We start from the raw sequence: 24,502 nt of genomic DNA on the forward strand, positions 1-24,502 counted from the left end.
GGCTATTTTTAGCTAGTACTTTTCTTATGCTTGTTTAAGCATGACAATTTAAGGATTGGAATGAGCGAAACAACAATTACCTTTAAGCAATCGGGTGTGCGCTGGCTTTGGTTAGCCATTGTCATTTTTATTGCCGACATTAGCATCAAGCTGGTTGTTATGGACAACATGGGATATGGCTGGGCAAATCGCATTGAAATCCTGCCATTTTTCAATTTACTGTACGTTCACAACTATGGCGCTGCGTTTAGCTTTCTAAGCGAACAAGCGGGATGGCAACGTTGGCTGTTCACTGGTATTGCGTTTATTGTTACGGGGCTATTAACCTATTGGATGAGCAAGCTCCCAGCGAAAGAAAAGTGGAACAATATTGCGTATGCCATGATCATTGGCGGGGCGGTTGGTAATGTTTTTGACCGTGTTGTACATGGTTTTGTTGTTGATTACCTAGACTTTTACTGGGGAACATACCATTGGCCAGCTTTCAATTTAGCTGATATGGCTATCTGTATCGGTGCCGGTATGATTATCATCGATAGCTTTCGCAACAAAGAGGCTAAGTAATAATTGCCAATAACCTTAAGCGCTGTGCGTTGATATGCACGGCGCTTTTTTATATAACAATAGCGATAACGAAACGACAAATAACAAAGAGCAATACTAAGACTCTTTGAGAGCAAAGGAAGCAGTAACGTGAGTAAAATTTCCCAAGATAGTGCGGTCACTCTACATTTTACCATTAAATTGAAGGATGGCTCAGTCGCAGATAGCACCCATAATATGGGCAAGCCCGCTAAATTTATTATTGGTGATGGAAGCTTAAGTGAGAACTTTGAAAGTTGCCTGATCGGTTTATCAGTAAACGAGAACAAAGCTATCGAGTTGAAAGCAGAAGACGCTTTTGGTATGCCGAATCCAGACAATATTCATCATATGGACAGAGCGAAGTTTGTGGGTGACTCTGAGGTGGAAGTCGGTACAATAATGGCCTTCTCTGGTCCTGATGGTATGGAAATTCCAGGTATTATTACCGATATTGCAGGTGATTCTGTAACGGTTGATTTTAATCACCCGTTGGCCGGACAAGACGTGACATTTGAAGTGGAAATTCTCGAAGTAGAATAGCAAGCAGAGTAAGTAGAAGCGGTTGATCAATGAGTAATGAAATGAAAATTAAATTAGCTAACCCACGAGGCTTTTGCGCCGGCGTAGACAGAGCAATCAGTATTGTGGAGCGTGCTTTAGAAATGTATCAGCCGCCAATTTATGTTCGTCATGAAGTGGTTCATAACCGATTTGTGGTAGAAGGTCTAAAACAACGTGGTGCGATTTTCGTGGAAGAGCTCAGCGAAGTGCCAGACGATAACATTGTTATATTTTCTGCTCATGGCGTCTCCCAAGCGGTTCGTAAAGAAGCTAAGCAACGTGCTCTCACTGTGTTTGATGCGACGTGTCCTCTGGTAACGAAAGTTCATATGGAAGTAGCACGCGCCAGTCGTAAAAGTATGGAAGTTGTTCTTATTGGTCATGCTGGTCATCCAGAAGTGGAAGGCACAATGGGTCAATACTCTAGTGAGACAGGTGGCATGTACCTTGTTGAGCGACCAGAAGATGTTCTTACACTTAAGGTAAACGATCCAACCAACCTTCATTATGTAAGCCAAACGACCTTATCTGTGGATGAAACGGCCGATGTGATTGAAAAGTTGCGTGAAGTGTTCCCTGAGATTCAAGGGCCTCGCAAAGATGATATTTGCTACGCGACACAAAACCGTCAAGATGCAGTCCGAGAGCTAGCACAAGCCGTGGATGTGATGGTTGTTGTTGGTTCAACAAACTCATCGAACTCCACTCGTCTTAAAGAACTTGCGGAAAAACTAGGGACACCGGCTTATCTCACTGATACTCCAGACTTGATTGAGGCGTCTTGGTTTGAAAGTAAGGGGTTAGTAGGCGTAACGGCGGGCGCTTCAGCTCCTGAAGAGCTCGTGAATCAGATCATTGATAAAATTAAAGACTTGGGTGCTGAAGATGTTGAAGAAGTGTTAGGCAGAGAAGAAAACATGTTCTTTGAAGTCCCTAGAGAGCTGCAAATCAAGCAGGTTGATTAATATGAAAACGCCGCATCATAATGCGGCTTTTTTTTATTAATTATTGACATTACCATGGCGGCTTTATAAAGCATTGCGTAAAGATTACGAAAGGTAAAAAATCGTTTCAACTACGATAATCACCTTTACTCATTGACGAATTTTGGTATCCTAGCGCCGCTATCGAATCGATAGTTTTTTCGGAGATAACTATGAACAATACCGACCATCCTCCTAGTATCAAGGGAGAAAAGTAACAACTCGTCGGTAATTGCGATCTTCGTACCTACCTTCGAGGTAGGGCTCCTTTCCTTTTAATAACTTATCGTTCTTTTTCTCCTTTCTGCTATTTCGTTAAGACGTCTGCACATTCGCGTGTAAGGCTATTATTTTGACGTTTGATGGTCGTTACCAACGCTAATCGGGAGATTCGCCATGACGGTAATGAACAATACTTATATTGAGAATGCACCACTGTTTTCAGAAGAAGAAATCAGTGCAGCAACCCAAGCATTTTTGAAATACGACACACCACAGCAATTGAACCTATTGACCGTGATGCCAATAGACGAAGCCGTTGGCGTGTTGCAACACTGTGCTTTAGGGCAGGTGCAATATTTAATCGAACAACTCGACTTACAAGGTCATGATAGACGAGCCAGGCATTTTGCTCACCAATTGGGACTGATTCACTCTGAAGCAGAGACCACTGGTGGTTATCTGACAACAGGTGTTATGGAACACGTAAAGCAACGCATTGGTTGGATCATTACGTTGGCACTGTTAGGGATTGTCTCGGGTCTTATTATAGCTCAGTACGAAGATACGCTTAGCCAGCTAGTACTGCTAGCGGTCTATATGCCTGTAATAGCCGCAGCTGGTGGTAACACCGGTACTCAAGCGGCGACATTGGTGATCCGCGCTCTAGCAACAGGAGAGCTAAGAAAGCGTCAGTGGCTAGAGGTACTTTGGAAAGAAAGCCGAGTTGCAGTCTGTCTTGCTGCGGCGGTTGCTTTAGTTATGGTTGGCCGAATTCTCGTCTTCGGTGATGTGAACTCAGCCGGTGGCTTTGACATTCATTTAATTGCCATGGCCATTGCAGTAGCGTTGTTTATTCAGGTAACGGTATCAACGACCCTAGGTGGTGTGCTGCCTATTATTGCTCGAGTCTTTAAACTAGACCCAGCAGTACTGGTGAGCCCAGTACTGGCTTCGATTGTTGATATTTCAGGGATGTGGATTTACTTCACTGTTGTGAATCACTTCTTAGGTTTATCTTAAATCTGCCTAAAGAGTCACTTAAGTAAAGCGCAGCTAAGGCTGCGCTTTGTTTTTTGAACGTCCCAAAGAGTAGCTATAGTCTACTACTTGACGATAGTAGCTCTGCTCAAACTGCGTTAACGGTGAAATAGTGGGAGTTTTAGTTTTTGGTTTTTGAGGGTGATAGTCGGTGACAAACTGCACAAATAGACTCTCTGGTTTCCCCTTATCATCAAGGCCATATCCCATCATATTGTAAGTTCCGAATAGCGACCCACTTTTGGCGATAAGCGCGCCTTTGATAGGAGCCTTTCTCATACTAGAGCGATATTTCAATGTGCCATTGTTACCGGAAACGGGCATAAGCTTGATGAGTTTTAACGTGCTGTCATTATCATAGATGTAGCGCAATACTTGCTGCATCTGGTTGGCTGTAAGGCGATTATTGCGTGAAAGCCCAGAGCCATCTTCAAGCACGGCAGATTGAATGTCGATACCTGCTTTAGTCTTCAAAATCTCTTTAATTGCCGCTGTTCCGTTATTAAATGAGCCCGCTTGCCCATAATAGCGAGCGCCGAGTGTTTTGGTGATATTGTCGGCATAGAGGTTGTTGGAGTCCTGAAGCATCACGGCCAATAACTCAGGAAGAGGTTTTGAGCGTTGGATAAATAGTGGCTGCTCATTCGCTATCTCAGGATTACCCATCTTTATTTCACCTTTAAGATTCATTCCTAAACGCTTGAGCTCTGTTTTGATGACTTCTGAGGTAAATAAATTGGGTGAGGCGACAGCAAATTTAAGTGGTAAGGGCGAGCTCCTATTGACCACACAGCCATCAATTGAGTAATGATTTTGTCCATCAAATTGAAGTTCGAGGTCGCAGTGAGCTTGTTCTTGATCTTGTTTAGAAAGACTAACGGCAGAAGTAGAGACAGTAATAGGCTGATGAGCAGGAACATTTACCCGCGTAGTGCCATCTTTATTGGTATAAAGTGCACCTTGGACACAGTTGCCATCTAAGGTGATCGCTGAAGATGGGGCACTATAACAGACACCAAGAATATCCCATGGCCACCCTACAGCTCTTTCGTATCCACTGAACACTGTATCATCAAGCCATATCGTATCGATGTTCTTGCCGACACTTGATTTAGCTTCTTTTAGCATCGTTCTTAGTGCTTCGCGACTAAAAGTTGGATCGCCTGTATAGCGAATAATTAAAGTGTTTTTAGAGTGTGATAACACTGTTTCAAAACGAAAATTATTGGGTAGCGCCAGCTTTGCTGCGAGCGCAGTGACCACTTTAAGCGTGCTAGCGGGAGGAAAAAACTGGTCGGCATCTAGTGAGATGAGCGTTTCTGTTGGTGAATGTAATGGCGCCAAAAGTAATGCGTTGCGGCTACCATCTGGTAAGTACTGAGTCGCGTCGACACCAGTAGCGAAAGAGGAAAAAGGTAGCATCATTAATGCAGTGAGCAAGCATTTGGATTTCATAAGTCGGTTCGTTAAGTTGGGCTTATTTTTAATGTAGGCTAACAACCTATTAAGTCGAGATAAAGTGATAAATTATCAAAGAAATCTATGAAGTTTTTATCTCAAGATAGACAGTGAAATACGATATGCATTTGTTGACAATATAAGTCTCAACTTAGTTGAGTTGACCTTGCGTATGCTAAGAGACCTAAGCTATATTGTCTTGCTGACCAGTAAGCTTTCGAACTTAAGGCAGAATAGAGCCAGTGTTCACTTCGAAACACACAGATAGTCGTCGCAATTGTGAATTTTAAGATGACTGATTGTTTCTAGCATCAATGAACGAATGTGTGAATTTCAGTGATTTGTATACGCACTTTGATTACACTAGGCTTAATCCAGTTATTTTTTAAATTGTACTCAGGCGAGCCTGAGTAGGGTTTTATTGTCCAAAGTCTGCTTTGGAAAAGAGGTTGTTAAAATGGAAAAGGTTCCAATGACTGTACGTGGCGAACAAAAGCTACGTGAAGATTTAGATCGTCTACTTAAGCTTCGCCCACAAATTTCTGAAGCTATCGCTGAAGCTCGTGAGCTAGGTGACCTAAAAGAAAATGCTGAGTACCATGCTGCGCGTGAAGAGCAAGGCATTTGTGAAGCTCAAATTCGTGATATTGAATATAAACTCTCTGTAGCTCAAGTTATTGATGTGACGAAGCTAGATAACTCTGGCAAGATCATCTTCGGCTCTACAGTGACTTTGATTGATATCGATACTGATGCTGAACAGACTTACCAAATTGTTGGTGATGACGAGGCTGATATTAAGTCGGGCCGTATTTCAGTGAGTTCCCCAATTGCACGTGGACTGATTGGCAAAATGGAAGGCGATGAGGTGACTATCGTGACTCCAGGCGGTCAAAAAGATTTTGAAATCGATAAAGTTGCTTATATTTAAGCTGATTTCGCAGAGAAAAAGTCGCCAAGGGCGGCTTTTTTTGTAGATGAGATACGAGTTAAGGATGTAAGAAAAATGAAAAGGCCGCTGTTGCGACCTTTTCCACTTTGAAACAAAATGTTTCAATCAAATCAAACGGTGAGCAAATTATTTGCGTGGCAGTTCGATTTTCTTTTGCTCTGACTGACGGTAAAGAACAAGCGTCTTACCGATAACCTGAACTTTTTCAGCTTTAGTTTCGCGCACAATAGCGTCGATAATCAGTAGCTTAGTTTCACGGTCTTCTGATGCCACTTTCACTTTAATCAGTTCGTGGTGGTCAAGAGCGATTTCTATTTCCGCTAGAACAGCCTCTGTTAGTCCATTTGCGCCTAGAAGCACGACAGGTTTAAGTGCGTGTGCTAGGCCTTTTAGGTGCTGCTTTTGTTTGGTGCTTAGGTTCATAACGCGGCCAAATTTATTTACTATTAGGGTTGAAAAGTCGTATTTTAACGCCATCTAATGACGAAGACTATACTTTATTCTGAGGGCGTGCCCTTATTGAGTTGGAATTTGAATGAGTAAGCAAAAACATTCGGCCAGTTCTGGTCGTTGGTTGAAAGAGCATTTTGATGATAAATATGCGAATGAAGCCAGAAGAAAAGGTTACCGCTCTCGTGCTATCTTTAAGATTGAAGAGATTCAAAATAAAGATAAGCTACTGAAACCTGGGATGACAGTGGTTGACTTAGGCGCTGCTCCCGGTGGCTGGTCTCAATACGCCGCAAAGGTTTTAGGTGATGAAGGGCAGGTAATTGCTTGTGATTTATTGCCGATGGATCCAATATCAGGTGTAAGCTTTCTCCAAGGGGACTTTCGAGAAGAAGCGGTTCTAAATGCACTACTCGAAAGAATCCAACCGGATATGGTCGACGTAGTAATGTCTGATATGGCTCCTAACATGGCAGGAAACTTATCTGTCGATCAGCCTAGAGCAATGTATCTTGTTGAACTAGCATTAGATATGTGTCATCAAACTTTGGCACCAGGCGGCAGTTTCGTAGTGAAAGTGTTCCAAGGTGAAGGATTTGATGAGTACGTCAAACAGGTGCGCGATGCCTTCAAAGTAGTGAAGATTCGCAAACCAGACTCATCTAGAGCTCGCTCTCGTGAGGTGTTTATTGTAGCTAATGGTTTCAAAGGCTGAACATTAGTTTACAAAGACAAAATTAACAATGTAGCTACAGCCGAAAAACTGTAGTACCCTACCTTTAATTACAATTAGTTATCGAGAGGCTGACACCTTGAGTGACATGGCAAAGAATTTAATTTTGTGGTTAGTCATCGCCGTTGTGTTGATGTCGGTATTCCAAAGCTTTGGACCAGGCGAAAGCAACGGTCGAGCGGTAGATTACACCACGTTCGTACAGGAAGTTGGCAATGGCCAGATTCAAGAAGCTCAATTTAAAGACAGCGAGATAACCTTTACTCGCCGTGGCGGTGGCAGTCGCTTTGTGACTTACATGCCAGTTTATGATCAAAAGCTACTTGATGACCTAATTAACCAAAACGTAAAAGTTTCAGGGACACCACCAGAAGAACAAAGCCTGTTGGGCACTATCTTTATCTCATGGTTCCCAATGATTCTTCTTATTGGTGTTTGGATTTTCTTCATGCGTCAAATGCAAGGCGGCGGTGGTAAAGGTGCCATGTCGTTTGGTAAGAGCAAAGCTCGTATGATGAGTGAAGAGCAGATCAAAACCACGTTTGCTGATGTTGCGGGTTGTGATGAAGCAAAAGAAGACGTAAAAGAGCTGGTAGATTACCTACGTGATCCAAGCCGATTCCAGAAATTGGGCGGTAAGATCCCAACTGGTGTTCTAATGGTTGGTCCTCCAGGTACTGGTAAAACGTTGCTTGCTAAAGCTATTGCTGGTGAAGCAAAAGTACCGTTCTTCACTATCTCTGGTTCAGATTTCGTTGAAATGTTCGTTGGTGTGGGTGCATCTCGTGTACGTGACATGTTCGAGCAAGCGAAGAAAGCTGCACCTTGTATTATCTTCATCGATGAGATCGATGCGGTAGGTCGTCAGCGTGGCGCTGGTGTTGGTGGTGGTCACGATGAACGTGAACAAACATTGAACCAAATGCTAGTGGAAATGGATGGCTTTGAAGGTAACGAAGGTATCATCGTTATCGCAGCAACTAACCGTCCTGACGTACTTGACCCAGCACTACTTCGCCCTGGTCGTTTTGACCGTCAAGTTGTGGTTGGTCTACCAGATGTACGTGGTCGTGAGCAGATTCTTAAAGTTCATATGCGCAAAGTACCTCTAGCGTCAGACGTAGAGCCATCTTTGATTGCACGTGGTACTCCGGGCTTCTCTGGTGCAGACCTTGCAAACCTAGTTAACGAAGCGGCACTATTTGCGGCGCGCGGTAACAAGCGCAATGTATCTATGGTCGAGTTCGAATTAGCGAAAGATAAGATCATGATGGGTGCAGAGCGCCGCTCTATGGTGCTGTCGGAAGAAACCAAAGAGTCGACGGCATACCACGAAGCGGGTCACGCGATCGTTGGTCGTTTGGTTCCTGAACACGATCCAGTGTATAAGGTTTCCATCATTCCACGTGGTCGAGCACTGGGTGTGACTATGTATCTGCCAGAGCAAGATCGTGTGAGTATGTCTCGCCAACACCTAGAGTCTATGATCTCAAGCCTATACGGCGGTCGTCTTGCTGAAGAGCTTATTTACGGTAAAGACAAGGTATCTACAGGTGCATCAAACGATATTGAACGCGCAACTGATATCGCTCGTAAAATGGTTACTCAATGGGGTTTCTCTGAGAAACTTGGGCCTCTTCTGTATGCAGAAGATGAAGGCGAAGTATTCTTGGGTCGCAGTGTAACTCAGACTAAACATATATCTGGTGAAACAGCGAAACTGATTGATGAAGAAGTTCGTTTGATCATCGACCGCAACTATGACCGTGCGAAGAGAATTCTTGAAGAGAACATGGACATCATGCACTCGATGAAAGATGCGCTTGTTAAGTACGAAACCATCGACGCGGGTCAAATCGATGACCTAATGGAACGTAAAGATGACATTCGTGAGCCAGCGGGTTGGGGTGACCAAGCTAAATCTCAGCAGGAAAGTGCTCCAGAGCCAAAAGCGGAAGCGAAACCGCAACAAGCTGAGCCTAAAGTAGAAGAGTCTGCACCAGCGGTTGACTCCGATGCTAAGGCTGAAAAAGTAGATTCTGAAACTACGAAGAAAGATTCAGAATAAGCAGTAATAAATAAGCCCCGAGTTTTGCTCGGGGCTTTTCTTGTTTATGGCAACTATGATTTTAAAAGCAAACAATAAATCCCTCCCTTTGGATCGCCCACATGTCATGGGTATCGTCAATGTTACCCCTGATTCGTTTTCTGATGGTGGTAAATTCAATTCTATCGATGCAGCTTTGACTCAGGTTGAATCTATGATTCAAGCCGGTGTATCGATCATCGATATCGGTGGCGAGTCAACACGTCCTGGTGCGCCAGATGTGACACTTGAGGAAGAATTATCACGCGTAATTCCGATTATCCAAGCGATTCGTGAACGTTACGATGTCTGGATCTCAATCGATACCAGTAAAGCTGAAGTGATGCAAAAGGCAATTGAAGCGGGTGCGGATATCATCAATGACGTTCGAGCACTGCAAGAGCCTGGAGCGCTTCAAGTTGCAGCTGATGCATGCGTTCCTATTTGCTTAATGCATATGCAAGGTCAGCCTAGGACTATGCAAACGAATCCAACTTATAACGATTTACTTGGAGACGTCGCTGAGTTTCTAGAACAGCGCATCAAGGCTTGTGAGGAAGTGGGAATCAAAAAAGATCAATTGATTCTTGACCCTGGATTTGGTTTTGGTAAAACGCTAGAGCATAATTATCACCTTCTGGCTCACCTGGAGAAATTTCACCAGTTTGGTCTGCCAATACTGGCGGGCATGTCGAGAAAGTCGATGATCTTTAAATTACTTGATAAAGCACCAGCAGACTGTCTTGCAGGGAGCTTAGCTTGCGCGACGCTTGCCGCAGCTAAAGGTGCGCAAATTATTCGTGTGCACGATGCAGAAGAAACCATCGAAGCGATGAAAATCGTCCAGATGATGCAATCAAATATATAAGAATAAAATTAGGGAAATACTATGTCACAACGACGTTATTTTGGTACTGATGGTATTCGTGGAAAGGTCGGTCAATTTCCGATCACTCCAGACTTTGTACTAAAACTCGGTTGGGCTGCCGGCCGAGTACTTGCGAAACAAGGCACTAAAAAGGTTATCATCGGTAAAGATACTCGTATCTCTGGTTACATGTTGGAGTCTGCCTTGGAAGCAGGTCTTTCTGCGGCGGGTCTAAAAGCTATTTTCACAGGCCCATTGCCAACGCCAGCCGTTGCATACCTTACTCAGACGTTTCGTGCCGAAGCTGGTATCGTGATTTCAGCGTCACACAACCCATATTACGACAACGGTATTAAGTTCTTCTCTTCGGAAGGCACGAAATTGCCGGACGCGATTGAACTGGCTATTGAAGAAGAGCTCGACAAGGATATTGAATGTGTTGAATCTGCTGAGTTGGGTAAAGCAAGCCGTCTAAATGATGCCGCTGGTCGTTATATTGAGTTTTGTAAAAGTACTTTCCCACATGATCTGAGCCTAGCGGGATTAAAAATCGTTCTAGATTGTGCTCATGGTGCGACGTACAAAATTGCACCGTCTGTGTTTGCCGAATTAGGTGCTGATATCATCACAATGGGTGTTGAACCAGATGGAACGAACATCAACCATGAAGTTGGCGCAACGGATGTGCGTGCCTTACAAGCTCGAGTGGTAGCTGAAAAAGCAGATATTGGTTTAGCGTTTGATGGTGATGGTGACCGCATTATTATGGTTGACGACCAAGGCAATAAAGTCGATGGTGACCAAATCGCTTATATTGTTGCTCGCGATGCACTGCGCCGCGGTGAACTTAAAGGCGGTGTTGTTGGTACATTGATGACCAACTTAGGGATGGAAAACGGTCTTAAGCAGTTAGGAATTCCTTTTGTTCGCGCAGCAGTTGGTGACCGTTACGTAATGGAGCAACTGTTAGAGAAAGGTTGGCGTATTGGTGCTGAAAACTCTGGGCACGTTATTCTACTTGATAAAGTCACCACTGGTGATGCGATTGTTGCGGCACTGCAAGTACTGGCTTCTATCGTTGGTGCGAAAATGTCACTCAATGAACTAGCAAGTGGCATGACGCTTTATCCGCAAGTACTGATTAATGTTCGTTTTAGCGGTGATGCAAATCCATTGGAAGCGGATGCTGTTATTGCTGCGGTGAAGAAAGCAGAAGCAGATCTAGGTGATAAAGGTCGAGTACTTCTGCGTAAATCAGGTACTGAACCTCTGCTGCGAGTTATGGTTGAAGGTGAGGACGAAACTTTGGTTAACGATTCAGCTCAGTACATTGCCGATATTGTAAAAGAAAACTGCTAACCTTCGCAGGCTATTGTATTTAACAAGAACCAAAAATTGCTTTTGGTTCTTGTTTGTTTTCTATATGATTAACCGCTTCTTCTTTACGATAATTGAGCTTTCGCCTTTTTTTTGAGCGGTTAACGGCTCGGCGAAAGATTTTTGTCATTTTTCTCTTGTCAGTCAGTGCGGCATTCGCTAGTATTGCCACCGCCTTCTCTTAGGAGGTCATAGCCAGGTTTTCAATGCATGTAGCAATGAAAGCGGCGCTGGCTCAACAATTTGGAACATAGGTGGACAAATGATTCAAGTTCTACTTGTGATTTACCTGTTGGCTGCGCTTGGTGTTATTGGCCTAGTGTTAATTCAACAAGGTAAAGGCGCAGATATGGGAGCCTCATTCGGTGCTGGCGCGTCAAACACTGTGTTTGGTGCTAGTGGCTCAGGGAATTTCCTAACCCGAATGACTGCAATTTTTGCAATCGTATTTTTTGTTATCAGCTTAGTACTTGGCAACATGTACACTCACAAAGGTGAGTCTCAATGGGTTGACCCTTCTCAAGGTCAAGTTGTTGAACAGCAAGTTGATGCAGCGAGTGATGTTCCTGCTAAAAGTAGTGATGAAATCCCTCAATAAGTTAATTGCTATTTATTAGACGATTAACTTAAATGCCGAGATGGTGAAATTGGTAGACACGCTAGCATGAGGTGCTAGTGCCTTTGGTGTGAGGGTTCGAGTCCCTCTCTCGGCACCATTATTTATAAACTTGTAATACAGTTTGGTGAGCGTATAATGCTCAGCAAGTCGGACGCGGGGTGGAGCAGCTTGGTAGCTCGTCGGGCTCATAACCCGAAGGTCGTCGGTTCAAATCCGGCCCCCGCAACCAATACTTTCTAAGTGTTGATGGATTGCAAGTTTAGCAGTGTGAAAAAATCACTGCACACTAAGAAAACACTGACTACTATGTGTAGAGTGTTAATTTTTCTTAGTGATCAGGGTCCAGCAACAAACAACCCCGACTTTCGGGGTTTTTTGTTATTTGAGCTTTTTGAAACGCTCGAATAAATGCTTGGAATTTAAATTGGGCTATATGCCCTTTTTTTGTTTCTGGAGTGGTTAAATGACTGGTTTAGAAAGACAACTTACAGAATTGCTCGAAGCGCCTGTTGAGGCACTTGGCTACGAGCTTGTTGGTTTAGAGTTCATCCGTGCTGGTGAGCATTCTACCCTTCGTATCTATATCGACCATGAAGATGGTATTACTGTTGATGCTTGCGCAGAAGTAAGTCATCAAGTAAGTGCAGTAATGGATGTTGAAGACCCAATTACGGTGGCTTATAACCTAGAGGTGTCTTCACCAGGCTTAGAAAGACCACTTTTCAAAGCAGCACACTACGAACAATTTATTGGTCACGAGGTCAGCATCGTTCTGAAAATGGCTGTGGGTAACCGTCGTAAATGGAAAGGTACAATCCAATCTATTGAAGGCGAGACTGTCACAATCATTGTTGACGGCAACGAAGAAGAAATGGCACTGAGTAACATTTCTAAAGCTAACCTGATCCCTAAATTTTAGGTCCCTAATAATAAAAGCTTAGAGGCTAGATAAATGAGTAAAGAAATTTTAGCGGTAGTAGAAGCAGTTTCTAACGAGAAAGCTGTTCCTCGTGAGCGTATTTTTGAAGCGCTAGAAATTGCGCTAGCAACATCAACGAAAAAGAAACACGAAATCGAAATTGATGTACGCGTAGCTATCGATCGTAAAACGGGCGAATTCGAAACATTCCGCCGTTGGATGGCAGTAGAAGAAGTTGAGTTCCCAACAAAAGAAATCTCAATTGAAGCAGCTCAATTCGATGATGAATCTATTCAGGTTGGTGACTTTGTAGAAGAAGAAATCGATTCTGTAACGTTTGACCGTATTACGACTCAAACTGCTAAACAAGTTATCGTGCAAAAAGTACGTGAAGCTGAGCGTGCACAAATCGTTGAGCAGTTCATTGATAACGAAGGCGATCTAGTGACTGGTGTGGTTAAGAAAGTTAACCGTGACACTATTATCCTAGACCTTGGTAACAACGCTGAAGCGGTTATTTTGCGTGATGATCAATTACCTCGTGAAAACTTCCGTCCGGGCGACCGTGTACGTGGTCTTCTATACAAAGTTGCACCAGAAGCTCGCGGTTTCCAACTATTCATTACTCGTTCTAAGCCTGAAATGCTTGCAGAGCTATTCCGTGTTGAAGTGCCGGAAATTGCAGAAGAGCTAATTGAACTTAAGGGCGCAGCTCGCGATCCTGGTTCTCGCGCTAAGATCGCCGTGAAAACTAACGACCGTCGTATTGACCCTGTGGGTGCGTGTGTTGGTATGCGTGGCGCGCGTGTTCAAGCTGTTTCTGGTGAACTTGGCGGTGAGCGTATCGATATCGTGCTTTGGGACGATAACCCAGCACAGTTTGTTATTAATGCAATGGCTCCAGCGGATGTTGCTTCTATCATCGTTGATGAAGACGCGCACTCTATGGATATCGCTGTTGAAGCAGACAACCTAGCACAAGCTATCGGTCGTAGCGGTCAAAACGTACGTCTAGCGTCTCAACTAACGGGTTGGGAACTGAACGTAATGACGGTTGCAGACCTACAGAAGAAACACCAAGAAGAAGCTATCGCTTCTATCGAAAACTTTATGAAGCACCTCGACATCGAGCAAGACTTTGCAGAAATGCTGGTTGAAGAAGGCTTCTCAACACTAGAAGAAGTGGCATATGTGCCAGTGAATGAGCTTCTAGAAATCGACGGCTTAAACGAAGAGCTTGTAGAAGAACTTCGTAGCCGTGCAAAAGATGCCCTAACTACACTTGCGCTTGCTCAAGAAGAGTCATTTGAAGGTGTTGAACCAGCAGAAGACCTACTAGCACTAGAAGGTCTTGAGCGTGAAATGGCATTTAAACTAGCTGCCAAAGGTGTAGCTACGCTTGAAGATCTTGCAGACCAAGGTGTAGACGAGTTAGAGGGTATTGAAGGGCTAACAGAAGAGCGCGCAGGCGAGCTAATCATGGCTGCACGTAACATCTGTTGGTTCGGCGACGAAGAATAATAATCAGCAAGGAGGTAGTTGCATGACAAAACTTACGGTTAAAGCACTTAGCGAAGAAATTGGTACGCCAGTGGATCGCCTAATTGAACAACTTGCTGATGCTGGTCTTAACAAATCAGAGAGCGATCAGGTGAATGATGAGGAGAAGCAAACGCTTCTTACTCACCTGAAAAAAGAACATGGTGATACATCGGGCGATGCTGAGCCTACACGTCTTACACTACAACGTAAGACTCGTAGCACGTTATCTGTTTCTGCAGGTGGCGGTAAAAGCAAAGATGTACAGGTAGAAGTGCGTAAGAAGCGCACTTATGTAAAACGCAGTGCGATCGACGAGCAAGCAAAACGTGAAGCTGAGGAAGCAGCAAATCGTGAGGCGGAAGAGCGTGCACAACGTGAAGCCGAAGAGCTAGCCAAACGTGAAGCTGCAGAAAAAGCACAGCGCGAAGCTGAAGAGAAAGCGAAGCGAGAAGCCGAAGAAAAACGTTTAGCTGAGGAAAAAGCAAAACGTGAAGCGGATGAGAAACGCAATGCAGAATCAACAGCAGAAAAGCGCGACGAAGCGGAAAAGGCTAAGAAACAAATGAACGCAAAGAATGCTGAAGCGAAGAAAGAAGCGGACGAGCTGAAGCGCCGTCAAGAAGAAGAGGCGCAACGCAAGGCAGAAGCTGAAGCGGCTCGTCTAGCAGAAGAAGCTCGTAAACTAGCTGAAGAAAATGCAGCTCGTTGGTCTGAGGAAGAGAAGAAGTCAAAAGACAGCGAAAAAGCTGACTATCACACAACGACTTCAACTTACGCTCGTGAAGCGGAAGACGCTCAAGACCGCAGCGAAGAGAAAGCACCTCGTCGTCGTAAGAAGAAATCTGCACAAGAGCGTGATGATTCACGTGGTGGTCGCGGTGGTCGTAACCAACGTGGCAAGAAAGGTAAGTTGGCTAAACCAACTTCTATGCAGCACGGCTTCGATAAGACAGCAACCGTTGCTAAGCAAGACGTTGTAATTGGTGAGACAATCGTGGTTTCTGAGCTAGCTCAGAAGATGTCAGTTAAAGGCACTGAAGTCATCAAAGTGATGATGAAGATGGGTGCAATGGCGACAATCAACCAAGTGATTGACCAAGAGACAGCTCAACTTGTTGCTGAAGAAATGGGTCACAAAGTTGTTCTTCGTAAAGAGAACGAACTGGAAGAAGCAGTACTGTCTGATCGTGACGCAACGTCTGAAGCCGTATCTCGTGCGCCAGTTGTTACTATCATGGGTCACGTTGACCACGGTAAGACTTCAACACTTGACTACATTCGTCGTACACACGTTGCTTCTGGCGAAGCGGGTGGTATTACACAGCACATCGGTGCATACCACGTTGAAACTGAAAACGGTATGATCACCTTCCTTGATACTCCAGGACACGCGGCGTTTACTGCTATGCGTGCTCGTGGTGCTCAAGCGACAGATATCGTTGTTCTTGTAGTTGCTGCGGACGATGGCGTAATGCCACAAACGGTTGAAGCTATCCAGCACGCGAAAGCAGCAGGCGTACCTCTAATCGTTGCTGTAAACAAGATCGATAAAGAAGACGCGAACCCAGATAACGTTAAGAACGAGCTGGCACAGTACGATGTTATTCCTGAAGAGTGGGGCGGTGAGAACATGTTCGTTCACATCTCTGCGAAACAAGGTACTAACATTGACGGTCTTCTAGAAGCTATCCTACTTCAATCAGAAGTACTTGAGCTAACAGCGGTTGCTGACGGCATGGCATCTGGTGTGGTTGTAGAATCATTCCTAGATAAAGGCCGTGGTCCAGTTGCTACAGTCCTAGTTCAATCTGGTACGCTACGTAAAGGCGACATCGTACTATGTGGTCAAGAATACGGCCGTGTGCGTGCAATGCGTGATGAACTAGGTAAAGAGGTAGCAGAAGCTGGTCCTTCTATTCCTGTAGAAATCCTAGGTCTGTCTGGTGTGCCATCTTCAGGTGATGAAGCAACTGTAGTACGTGATGAGCGTAAAGCTCGTGAAGTAGCAAACTACCGTCAAGGTAAATTCCGTGACGTGAAACTTGCGCGTCAGCAAAAAGCGAAACTAGAAAACATGTTCTCTAACATGACAGCTGGTGATGTTGCTGAGCTTAACGTAGTACTGAAAGCAGACGTACAAGGTTCTGTAGAAGCAATTGCAGACTCGCTACTGAAACTGTCTACTGATGAAGTTAAAGTAAACATCGTAGGTTCTGGTGTTGGTGGTATTACAGAAACTGATGCAGTACTTGCAGCAGCATCTAACGCTATCATCCTAGGTTTCAACGTACGTGCTGACGCATCTGCTCGTCGTGCCGTTGAAACAGAAAACCTAGACCTTCGTTACTACTCAATCATTTACCAATTGATTGATGAAGTGAAACAAGCAATGGGCGGTATGCTTGCTCCTGAGTTCAAGCAAGAAATCATCGGCCTTGCAGAAGTACGTGACGTATTTAAGTCTCCAAAACTTGGCGCAATCGCTGGTTGTATGGTGACAGAAGGTACTATCAAACGTAACAACCCAATCCGCGTACTGCGTGATAACGTTGTAATCTACGAAGGTGAGCTAGAATCTCTACGCCGCTTCAAAGATGACGTTCAAGAAGTTAAGAACGGTTACGAATGTGGTATCGGCGTTAAGAACTACAACGATGTTCGCGTTGGCGACCAAATCGAAGTATTCGAAATCGTTGAAATCAAACGTACTCTAGACTAATTGACAAAATCGTTACTCAGTTTTTAACTTGAGTATTGATGGTTGTTGAATACGCCATGGGGGGCTGGTTAATACCATCCCCCCATTCTTTCTATAGTGAGAAAAGAAATGTCAAAAGAATTTAGCCGCACACAACGTGTTGCGCAGCAACTACAAAAAGAGCTTGCTCTTATTCTTCAACGCGAAGTTCGTGACTCTCGCCTAGGTATGGTGACGATTTCAGACGTAGAAGTCTCTCGTGACCTCGCATACGCGAAAGTATTCGTTACTTTCCTATGTGTTGGTGAACAGACTCCAGAATCGAGCCTAGCAGCCCTTCGTGAACACGAAGCTCACATTCGCATGATGCTAGGTAAGCGCATTCGCCTACGCCTAACACCGGAAGTACGCTTCCACTATGACAACACGCTTGTCGAAGGTATGCGTATGTCTAACCTAGTGAGTGAAGTGGTTAACGAAGATAAGCGTAAGCAAGACGAAGCAGGTCGCAGCGAAGAAAACGGTGCAGAGGGAGAAGAGCAGTAATGGCTAGACGTCGCAAGGGACGTCCAGTCAACGGCGTTATCCTTCTAGATAAACCTACCGGAATCTCATCGAATGATGCTCTACAAAAAGTAAAGCGCATCTACTTCGCTGAGAAAGCAGGGCACACTGGTGCACTTGACCCATTAGCAACTGGCATGTTGCCAATTTGCTTGGGCGAAGCAACTAAGTTTTCTCAATTCTTGTTAGATTCAGACAAGCGCTACCGTGTTATCGCTAAACTTGGTGAGCGTACCAATACCTCTGACTCTGATGGTGAAGTGGTAGAAACTCGCGATATCAATGTAACACCTGAGCTTCTTGATGAGTGCATAGACAAGTTCCGTGGTGAATCTGATCAAGTGCCGTCAATGTTCTCTGCACTGAAATACCAAGGTAAGCCACTATATGAGTACGCTCGTCAAGGTATCGAAGTTCCTCGTGAAGCGCGCAAAATTACCGTGTATGAAATTGTCCTACATCGCTTTGAAGGTGATGAAGTAGAGATGGAAGTACATTGCTCGAAAGGCACTTACATCCGCACTATCGTCGATGACCTCGGTGAAATGTTAGGCTGTGGTGCGCACGTAACTATGCTACGTCGTACTGCTGTTGCTAAGTATCCTTATGAGAACATGGTGACCCTAGAGCAGCTTAACGAGTTATTTGAGCAGGCAAAGCGTGAAGAGCGTCAGCCGCGCGAGTTGCTTGATCCACTGCTAATGCCAATGGACAGCGCAGTACAAGATCTTCAAGAAGTGAATGTATCACCTGAGCTTGGTGACTTGCTTCAGCATGGTCAGCCAGTACAGGTTTCAGGCTTACCAGTCGATGCACCAGTACGCATGACCATGGGTGAAGATCGCTTGTTTATTGGCGTTGGTGCCATGAATGATGATGGCAAACTAGCACCTAAGCGACTCGTTGTTTTCCGTGAGGAAGAAAGTGCTCAATAGAGCCACGAATACTCCTTGCTCTAGCTAGAATTATTCCCTATAATTCGCGCTTCGCGTAGCGGCTGAATCAGAGATTGGCTGCTACAACTTTTAAACTTACTCTTATTAGGAGAGAATTATGTCTCTGAATGCAGAAACTAAAGCAGCAATCGTTGCAGAATACGCACAAGGCGAAGGCGACACTGGTTCACCAGAAGTTCAAGTAGCTCTACTTACAGCTTCTATCAACCACCTACAAGGTCACTTCAAAGCACACAAAGGCGATCACCACAGCCGTCGTGGTCTTCTACGTATGGTTTCTCGTCGTCGTAAGCTTCTAGATTACCTAAAAGGTAAAAACCTAGCTCGCTACCAAGACCTAATCAAACGTCTAGGCCTACGTCGCTAATCAGCGTCTGCATAGAAAGTTTGTTAAAAGGGGCTATATGCCCCTTTTTTGTTAGCTAAATTCTTTAGTTAATGGCAAAACTTCCACTAAGTAGTTTATACTACGTCCCGTCTAAACAGAGTTGTCTAAAGTGCATTCGTTTAGTCACAATCTGTTCAGTACATTACAGTCCATTTAGTCGACCGCAGGGTCGCGACTATTCCAAGCACACTTACTTTTTTCAAGTGAAGTTTGTTTGAACTAGTCGCGATTTGTAATGCATTGAGCGCACAATCAATTATCTGGAATGATTCCAGAAAAAAGGAAATACAATGTTCGAAAAACCAGTTGTTAAGTCGTTCCAATACGGCAACCACACTGTGACGCTAGAAACTGGCGTTATTGCACGTCAAGCTACTGCAGCTGTAATGGTAACAATGGACGATACGTCAGTATTCGTTTCTGTTGTTGGTAAGAAAGAAGCAGTAGAAGGTCAAGACTTCTTCCCACTAACAGTAAACTACCAAGAGCGTACTTACGCTGCAGGTAAAATCCCTGGTGGTTTCTTCAAGCGTGAAGGTCGTCCTTCTGAAGGCGAAACACTGACTGCACGTCTAATCGACCGTCCAATTCGTCCACTATTCCCAGACGCATTCAAAAACGAAGTTCAGGTTATCGCGACAGTAATGTCTGTAAACCCGAACGTTCAACCAGACATGGTAACAATGATCGGTACTTCAGCTGCTCTTGCTATCTCTGGTATTCCGTTCAACGGTCCTATCGGTGCAGCACGTGTTGGTCATATTGACGGTCAACTTGTACTGAACCCAAGCAACACTGAGCTAGAAAACTCTAAACTAGACCTAGTAGTTGCTGGTACTGAAGGCGCTGTTCTTATGGTTGAGTCTGAAGCTGACAACCTAACAGAAGAAGAGATGCTATCAGCAGTGGTTTACGGCCACGACCAACAGCAAGTTGTTATCAAAGCAATCAACGAATTTGCAGCTGAAGTTGCTACTCCAGCTTGGGATTGGGTTGCTCCAGAAGAGAACACGGCTCTTAACAACCGCATCGCTGAGCTAGCAGAAGCTAAGCTTGTTGAAGCGTACCAAATCACTGAGAAGATGGCTCGTTACGATCGCATTCACGCGATTGCAGCAGAAGTTAACGAGGTTCTTCTTGCTGAAGATCCAGAAGCGAACACTAAAGAAATCCACACTATCTTCCACGATCTAGAGAAGACAGTGGTACGTCGCAGCATCATCGCGGGTAACCCACGTATTGATGGCCGTGAAAAAGACATGGTTCGTGCACTAGATGTACGCACAGGCGTTCTTCCACGTACTCACGGTTCTTCACTGTTTACTCGTGGTGAAACTCAGGCAATCGTAACTGCGACTCTTGGTACGCAGCGTGATGCTCAAATCATCGATGAGCTAACAGGTGAGCGTAAAGATCACTTCCTACTACACTACAACTTCCCTCCATACTGTGTTGGCGAAACTGGTTTTGTAGGTTCTCCAAAGCGTCGTGAAATCGGTCACGGTAAATTGGCTAAGCGCGGTATCGCAGCAGTAATGCCTTCTGTTGAAGAATTCCCATACACAGTACGTGTTGTATCGGAAATCACTGAATCTAACGGTTCATCTTCAATGGCTTCTGTATGTGGTACGTCTCTAGCGCTTATGGATGCTGGTGTTCCAATTAAGTCTTCTGTTGCGGGTATCGCAATGGGTCTTGTTAAAGAAGGCGACGATTTCGTTGTTCTTTCTGACATCCTTGGTGACGAAGACCACCTAGGTGACATGGACTTTAAAGTAGCAGGTACTAACACTGGTATCACTGCACTTCAGATGGACATCAAGATCGAAGGTATCACTAAAGAGATCATGCAAATTGCTCTTAACCAAGCGCAAGGTGCACGTAAGCACATCCTTTCTGTAATGGATGAAGCTATCTCTGGTGCTCGTGAAGAGATCTCTGAGTTCGCTCCACGTATCCACACAATGAAGATCAGCGCAGACAAGATCAAAGACGTTATCGGTAAAGGTGGCGCGGTTATCCGTCAGCTAACTGAAGAAACTGGTACGACTATCGAGATCGAAGATGATGGTACTATCAAGATCGCTGCAACTGACGGTGACCAAGCGAAAGATGCGATCGCTCGTATCGAAGCTATCACTGCAGAAGTTGAAGTGGGTAAGATCTACACGGGTAAAGTTGCTCGTCTAGCAGACTTCGGTGCATTCGTAACGGTTCTTCCTGGCAAAGATGGTCTAGTACACATCTCTCAAATCGCTCATGAGCGTGTTGAGAAAGTGACTGACTACCTAAAAGAAGGTCAAGAAGTTCAAGTTAAAGTACTTGAAATTGACCGCCAAGGTCGTGTACGCCTAAGCATGAAAGAAGCAATGGAAAAGCCTGAAGCGAAAGCTCCAGCAGCGGATGAAAATTCAGCGTCTGACGCAGAATAATTCGCTTTTCTAGACCATTACGTTAAAAAGCGTGCTATAAAGAGGGGGCAATAGCCCCCTTTTTTAATGCGCGAAGGATAATTCCCGCTACTACGCATTACGCTGTGCAACTATAACGATACTTTAAATGTTGCCAATAATAGCGACGCCATAGTGGGTACAAGGAGAATGATATAGTGAAGTTGTTTCGAATCTTAGGATTAAGCTTAGTGGTGGCAGTGACTGGTTGTGCTACCAACTCGTCAACACAAGATGAACAATGGTTGAACCCACCAATGGCTGTGCCATTACAGGCAAATGTTCAATACGAAGTTCAAGTCGCCCGATTGACACAGCTTCTGCAGCGCAGTGACCTTGAGAATGACGTCAGAGCAAAAATGCACTTCGAGCGAGGCTCTTATTACAACAGCCTCGGATTACGTGACTTGGCTCAGTTAGACTTTAATCAGTCATTACAACTTAACCCTGCGCAACCTGTCGTTTTTAACCAAGTGGGACAGTACTTCACCCAAATTGGCGATTTTGACTCTGCGTATGAAGCCTTCGATTCGAGTTTAGAGCTTGATCCTTCAAACTCTTATGCATTAAGAAACCGTTCTATTGCGCTTTACTATGGTGATCGTATCCCATTAGCGATTGAGGGCATGACGCGTTATTACCAAGAGAACCCTGCCGATCCGTATCGTGCCCTTTGGCTCTACATCATTTCTCGTGAGGCTGGTCCACTGGATGCCGCTATTGCACTAGAGAAGCGCTACCAAGCGCGTAATAATGATTGGGGCTGGATCCTGGTTGCGTTGATGTTAGATAAAGTCTCTGAAGAACAAGCATTTAAAGCGATTCTTGCTAGCAGCCGAGACAATAACGTGTTAGCGGAAAGACTCACTGAAGTCTACTTCTACTTGGCAAAACGTCATCAAATCGATGGCAATTATCCAGCAGCTGTCTCTCTATATAAACTGGCCATCGCCCAGAATGTCTACGATTATGCCGAGCATAAGTACGCATTTCTTGAGTTAACTAAAATCTTTGAAATTGTGAGAGCACAACAAGCAGAGCAGGCTAAGCAAGAAGCTAAGCAAGCAGCAGAGAGCACCACCGACTCACAGTAATGTGAACTTTTCACAATCATCGCTAAAAAAACACCAGCCTAGCGCTGGTGTTTTTTTATCCGTTGACTCTAGTTCTAATTTAGCTAAACTAGTTAGCTATGCTAATTAATAGTTAATATGAATGACTATAGAAACTAATTTAGAGAAGATGGAGCGGCTGACGTCGAAAGTATGGCGTAGCTACAGCAAAGAAGACCCACTAGGGCACCTAAGCTTCAATGAATACGATTATTTAAAAGCAATACAATCTTCAGCAGAGCCGATTCGATTAACCGATCTGGCAAAAGATCTAGAGGTGTCCAAACCCTCAGCAACCAATATGGTTAAAAGGCTTGAGCGTAAAGGTTTGGTGAAGCGATTATCGTGTACCGAAGACGCGCGTTCAAAGCGAGTGACCTTGACGGAGAAATCACGATTACCGCTAATGTCGGAAGCTGAGATATACAGTGTGGTAGCGGAAAAACTGCGGGCACATTTAGACGAGCAGGAGTTCGCCTTGCTTGACACGTTATTGACCAAAGCACTGAGATAAAAATTTAAGGATTTAGTTAGCTAAGATAACTAACTATTTGGATGATATGACTGAGAAATCAATCTATAAACAATTCTGGCGCTATGCCATTCCGACCGTTGCGGCTATGTTGGTTAATGGTCTTTACCAAGTGGTCGATGGCATCTTTATTGGACAATATATGGGAGGGGATGGCCTAGCCGGCATTAACCTCGCGTGGCCAATTATCGGTACGATTCTTGGTCTAGGTATGATGGTCGGCGTGGGCACTGGTGCGCTGGCCTCGATTAAACAAGGCGAAGGTAAGCTTACAGATGCTAAGAATGCTCTGGCTACTGGATTAATTGCGCTTGTGGCCTTAAGTCCTGTTATCGCTGTGATTTTATGGCAATACTCAGATGTATTTCTAAGCATTCAAGGTGCTAAAGGGCGAGTACATGACTTGGCTATGCAGTACTTGGACATCTTGATTATTGGTGGTGTGTTTACTCTGGGCTCGATAGCAGTGCCATTTTTGCTACGTAATGATGATAGTCCTAACACCGCTACTATGTTGATGGTACTGGGGGCCATTATTAATATTGCCTTGGACTATTGGTTTATCGCGGTTCTTGATTGGGAGTTGCGTGGTGCCGCGTTAGCGACAGCGATTGCTCAAGCGGTAGTGACACTGCTAGGTTTTGCCTACTTCTTCTCAGGTCGAGCTAAGATGCGCTTATCGTTAGCCGATCTTAAGTTCCAATTTAGTATGCTGCCATCAATCATATCTATTGGTTTGGCGAGTTTCTTTATGTATGCCTATGGCTCGTTTATGGTCGCGCTACACAATGGATTGTTTGCTGATTATGGTTCGGTAACCTTAGTGGGAGCCTATGCAATATTGGGTTATATCGTCGCGTTTTACTATCTTGTGGCTGAGGGACTGGCGAATGCTATGCAGCCATTACTGAGCTATAACTATGGTGCGAGAAGACAAGATAATATGCGCAAGCTATTTAACATTGCGACTTTGAGTGCGGTACTAGGTGGTGCCATTTTTGTCACTGTGCTAAACCTGTTCCCATATCAAACAGTATCAATCTTTAACTCGAGTGAGCCATTGCTGATTGAGCACACCGTAAACGGGATTCGTCTCCACTTATTCTCAATGTTCTTAGATGGCTTTATCGTGGTGGCTGCTGCGTACTATCAAGCGATCAGTCATAGTCGCAAAGCGTTGTTCGTGACGCTGGGTAATATGTTGGTTCAGTTGCCATTCTTGTACATTATGCCCAAGCTATGGGGAGTGGATGGTATTTGGGTAGCATACCCACTTTCCAACATCGCGATCAGCTTGGTAGTCGGTGTGATGATATGGCGTGACATTAGTAAGCTTGATAGAACGGCTTTAAAGCCGATCACGGCATAAAAAAAGACCTCGCGTATCAGCGAGGTCTTTTCATTTAAAG

Annotated in this window: 22 protein-coding genes and 2 tRNA genes; 22 read left to right on the plus strand and 2 right to left on the minus strand. The window is 44.6% G+C overall.

The features are described 5' to 3' along the window. Window positions 1-60: 60 nt before the first annotated feature. The 4 genes from lspA to HOP38_RS02285 all read left to right on the plus strand — a co-directional run bounded on the left by lspA (window position 61) and on the right by HOP38_RS02285 (window position 3,371). Window positions 61-564 carry a signal peptidase II gene (gene lspA / locus HOP38_RS02270; protein ID WP_031493672.1) on the plus strand — a complete coding sequence of 168 codons (504 nt, stop codon included), beginning with the start codon at window positions 61-63 and terminating at the stop codon, window positions 562-564. 129 nt (window positions 565-693) lie between these two features. Further along, a complete protein-coding gene (fkpB, locus tag HOP38_RS02275; protein WP_038225509.1) occupies window positions 694-1,125 on the plus strand; it encodes an FKBP-type peptidyl-prolyl cis-trans isomerase in 432 nt (143 codons plus the stop codon). A gap of 29 nt (window positions 1,126-1,154) precedes the next feature. Further along, a complete protein-coding gene (gene ispH / locus HOP38_RS02280; RefSeq protein ID WP_198557331.1) occupies window positions 1,155-2,111 on the plus strand; it encodes a 4-hydroxy-3-methylbut-2-enyl diphosphate reductase in 957 nt (318 codons plus the stop codon). A 414-nt stretch (window positions 2,112-2,525) separates the two neighbouring features. Then, entirely contained in the window at window positions 2,526-3,371 is an 846-nt protein-coding gene (locus HOP38_RS02285; protein WP_006075367.1) for a magnesium transporter, read from the plus strand. A 33-nt stretch (window positions 3,372-3,404) separates the two neighbouring features. On the opposite strand, the gene dacB is transcribed toward HOP38_RS02285, so the two are convergent. Next, window positions 3,405-4,844 carry a serine-type D-Ala-D-Ala carboxypeptidase gene (dacB, locus tag HOP38_RS02290; RefSeq protein ID WP_198557332.1) on the minus strand — a complete coding sequence of 480 codons (1,440 nt, stop codon included), beginning with the start codon at window positions 4,842-4,844 and terminating at the stop codon, window positions 3,405-3,407. Window positions 4,845-5,304: 460 nt separating this feature from the next. Between dacB and greA the strand changes: the two genes are divergently transcribed. After that, window positions 5,305-5,778 (plus strand): transcription elongation factor GreA, encoded by a 474-nt coding sequence (gene greA / locus HOP38_RS02295; RefSeq protein WP_006075365.1) that lies wholly within the window; start codon window positions 5,305-5,307, stop codon window positions 5,776-5,778. Between the two features lie 147 nt (window positions 5,779-5,925). Here the strand turns inward: greA and yhbY are convergent, their stop codons facing one another. Further along, complete coding sequence (gene yhbY / locus HOP38_RS02300; protein WP_103879276.1) at window positions 5,926-6,222, minus strand: ribosome assembly RNA-binding protein YhbY; 297 nt, start codon at window positions 6,220-6,222, stop codon at window positions 5,926-5,928. 112 nt (window positions 6,223-6,334) lie between these two features. On the opposite strand from yhbY, the gene rlmE reads away from it, so the two are divergent. From rlmE to HOP38_RS02385, 17 genes are all read left to right on the plus strand, one after another. Next, window positions 6,335-6,964 carry a 23S rRNA (uridine(2552)-2'-O)-methyltransferase RlmE gene (rlmE, locus tag HOP38_RS02305; RefSeq protein ID WP_038225504.1) on the plus strand — a complete coding sequence of 210 codons (630 nt, stop codon included), beginning with the start codon at window positions 6,335-6,337 and terminating at the stop codon, window positions 6,962-6,964. Between the two features lie 106 nt (window positions 6,965-7,070). Beyond that, window positions 7,071-9,050: an ATP-dependent zinc metalloprotease FtsH gene (gene ftsH, locus HOP38_RS02310; protein ID WP_124940659.1), complete on the plus strand. Its 1,980-nt coding sequence runs from the start codon at window positions 7,071-7,073 to the stop codon at window positions 9,048-9,050. Window positions 9,051-9,105: 55 nt separating this feature from the next. After that, a complete protein-coding gene (folP, locus tag HOP38_RS02315; protein ID WP_198558239.1) occupies window positions 9,106-9,936 on the plus strand; it encodes a dihydropteroate synthase in 831 nt (276 codons plus the stop codon). Window positions 9,937-9,957: 21 nt separating this feature from the next. Next, window positions 9,958-11,295: a phosphoglucosamine mutase gene (gene glmM, locus HOP38_RS02320; protein WP_198557333.1), complete on the plus strand. Its 1,338-nt coding sequence runs from the start codon at window positions 9,958-9,960 to the stop codon at window positions 11,293-11,295. A 280-nt stretch (window positions 11,296-11,575) separates the two neighbouring features. Continuing rightward, a complete protein-coding gene (gene secG, locus HOP38_RS02325; RefSeq protein ID WP_006075643.1) occupies window positions 11,576-11,911 on the plus strand; it encodes a preprotein translocase subunit SecG in 336 nt (111 codons plus the stop codon). 34 nt (window positions 11,912-11,945) lie between these two features. Next, window positions 11,946-12,029, plus strand: a tRNA-Leu gene (locus tag HOP38_RS02330). A gap of 55 nt (window positions 12,030-12,084) precedes the next feature. Beyond that, window positions 12,085-12,161: transfer RNA gene (locus HOP38_RS02335), tRNA-Met, on the plus strand. Between the two features lie 234 nt (window positions 12,162-12,395). Further along, the gene (rimP, locus tag HOP38_RS02340; protein WP_006072042.1) at window positions 12,396-12,851 is read left to right on the plus strand and encodes a ribosome maturation factor RimP; all 456 of its coding nucleotides are present in this window, start codon (window positions 12,396-12,398) and stop codon (window positions 12,849-12,851) included. 33 nt (window positions 12,852-12,884) lie between these two features. After that, complete coding sequence (nusA, locus tag HOP38_RS02345; protein ID WP_006072040.1) at window positions 12,885-14,372, plus strand: transcription termination factor NusA; 1,488 nt, start codon at window positions 12,885-12,887, stop codon at window positions 14,370-14,372. Between the two features lie 22 nt (window positions 14,373-14,394). Continuing rightward, window positions 14,395-17,112, plus strand: coding sequence for a translation initiation factor IF-2 (gene infB / locus HOP38_RS02350; protein ID WP_006072037.1), 2,718 nt, complete (start codon window positions 14,395-14,397; stop codon window positions 17,110-17,112). Between the two features lie 108 nt (window positions 17,113-17,220). Next, entirely contained in the window at window positions 17,221-17,637 is a 417-nt protein-coding gene (gene rbfA / locus HOP38_RS02355; RefSeq protein WP_006072035.1) for a 30S ribosome-binding factor RbfA, read from the plus strand. Continuing rightward, window positions 17,637-18,590, plus strand: coding sequence for a tRNA pseudouridine(55) synthase TruB (truB, locus tag HOP38_RS02360; protein ID WP_198557334.1), 954 nt, complete (start codon window positions 17,637-17,639; stop codon window positions 18,588-18,590). Before rbfA ends, truB begins: the two co-directional genes overlap by 1 nt. Window positions 18,591-18,708: 118 nt before the next feature. Continuing rightward, window positions 18,709-18,978 carry a 30S ribosomal protein S15 gene (gene rpsO, locus HOP38_RS02365; RefSeq protein ID WP_005380094.1) on the plus strand — a complete coding sequence of 90 codons (270 nt, stop codon included), beginning with the start codon at window positions 18,709-18,711 and terminating at the stop codon, window positions 18,976-18,978. A 311-nt stretch (window positions 18,979-19,289) separates the two neighbouring features. After that, window positions 19,290-21,431 carry a polyribonucleotide nucleotidyltransferase gene (gene pnp, locus HOP38_RS02370; protein WP_006072022.1) on the plus strand — a complete coding sequence of 714 codons (2,142 nt, stop codon included), beginning with the start codon at window positions 19,290-19,292 and terminating at the stop codon, window positions 21,429-21,431. A gap of 176 nt (window positions 21,432-21,607) precedes the next feature. Further along, window positions 21,608-22,543 (plus strand): lipoprotein NlpI, encoded by a 936-nt coding sequence (nlpI, locus tag HOP38_RS02375; protein WP_031494135.1) that lies wholly within the window; start codon window positions 21,608-21,610, stop codon window positions 22,541-22,543. 121 nt (window positions 22,544-22,664) lie between these two features. Next, complete coding sequence (locus HOP38_RS02380) at window positions 22,665-23,075, plus strand: MarR family winged helix-turn-helix transcriptional regulator (RefSeq protein WP_198557335.1); 411 nt, start codon at window positions 22,665-22,667, stop codon at window positions 23,073-23,075. 46 nt (window positions 23,076-23,121) lie between these two features. Beyond that, window positions 23,122-24,462: an MATE family efflux transporter gene (locus tag HOP38_RS02385; RefSeq protein WP_006072018.1), complete on the plus strand. Its 1,341-nt coding sequence runs from the start codon at window positions 23,122-23,124 to the stop codon at window positions 24,460-24,462. The last annotated feature ends 40 nt before the right edge of the window (window positions 24,463-24,502 follow it).

It is taken from the genome of Vibrio mediterranei, from assembly GCF_013364395.1.
GTDB lineage: Bacteria > Pseudomonadota > Gammaproteobacteria > Enterobacterales > Vibrionaceae > Vibrio > Vibrio mediterranei.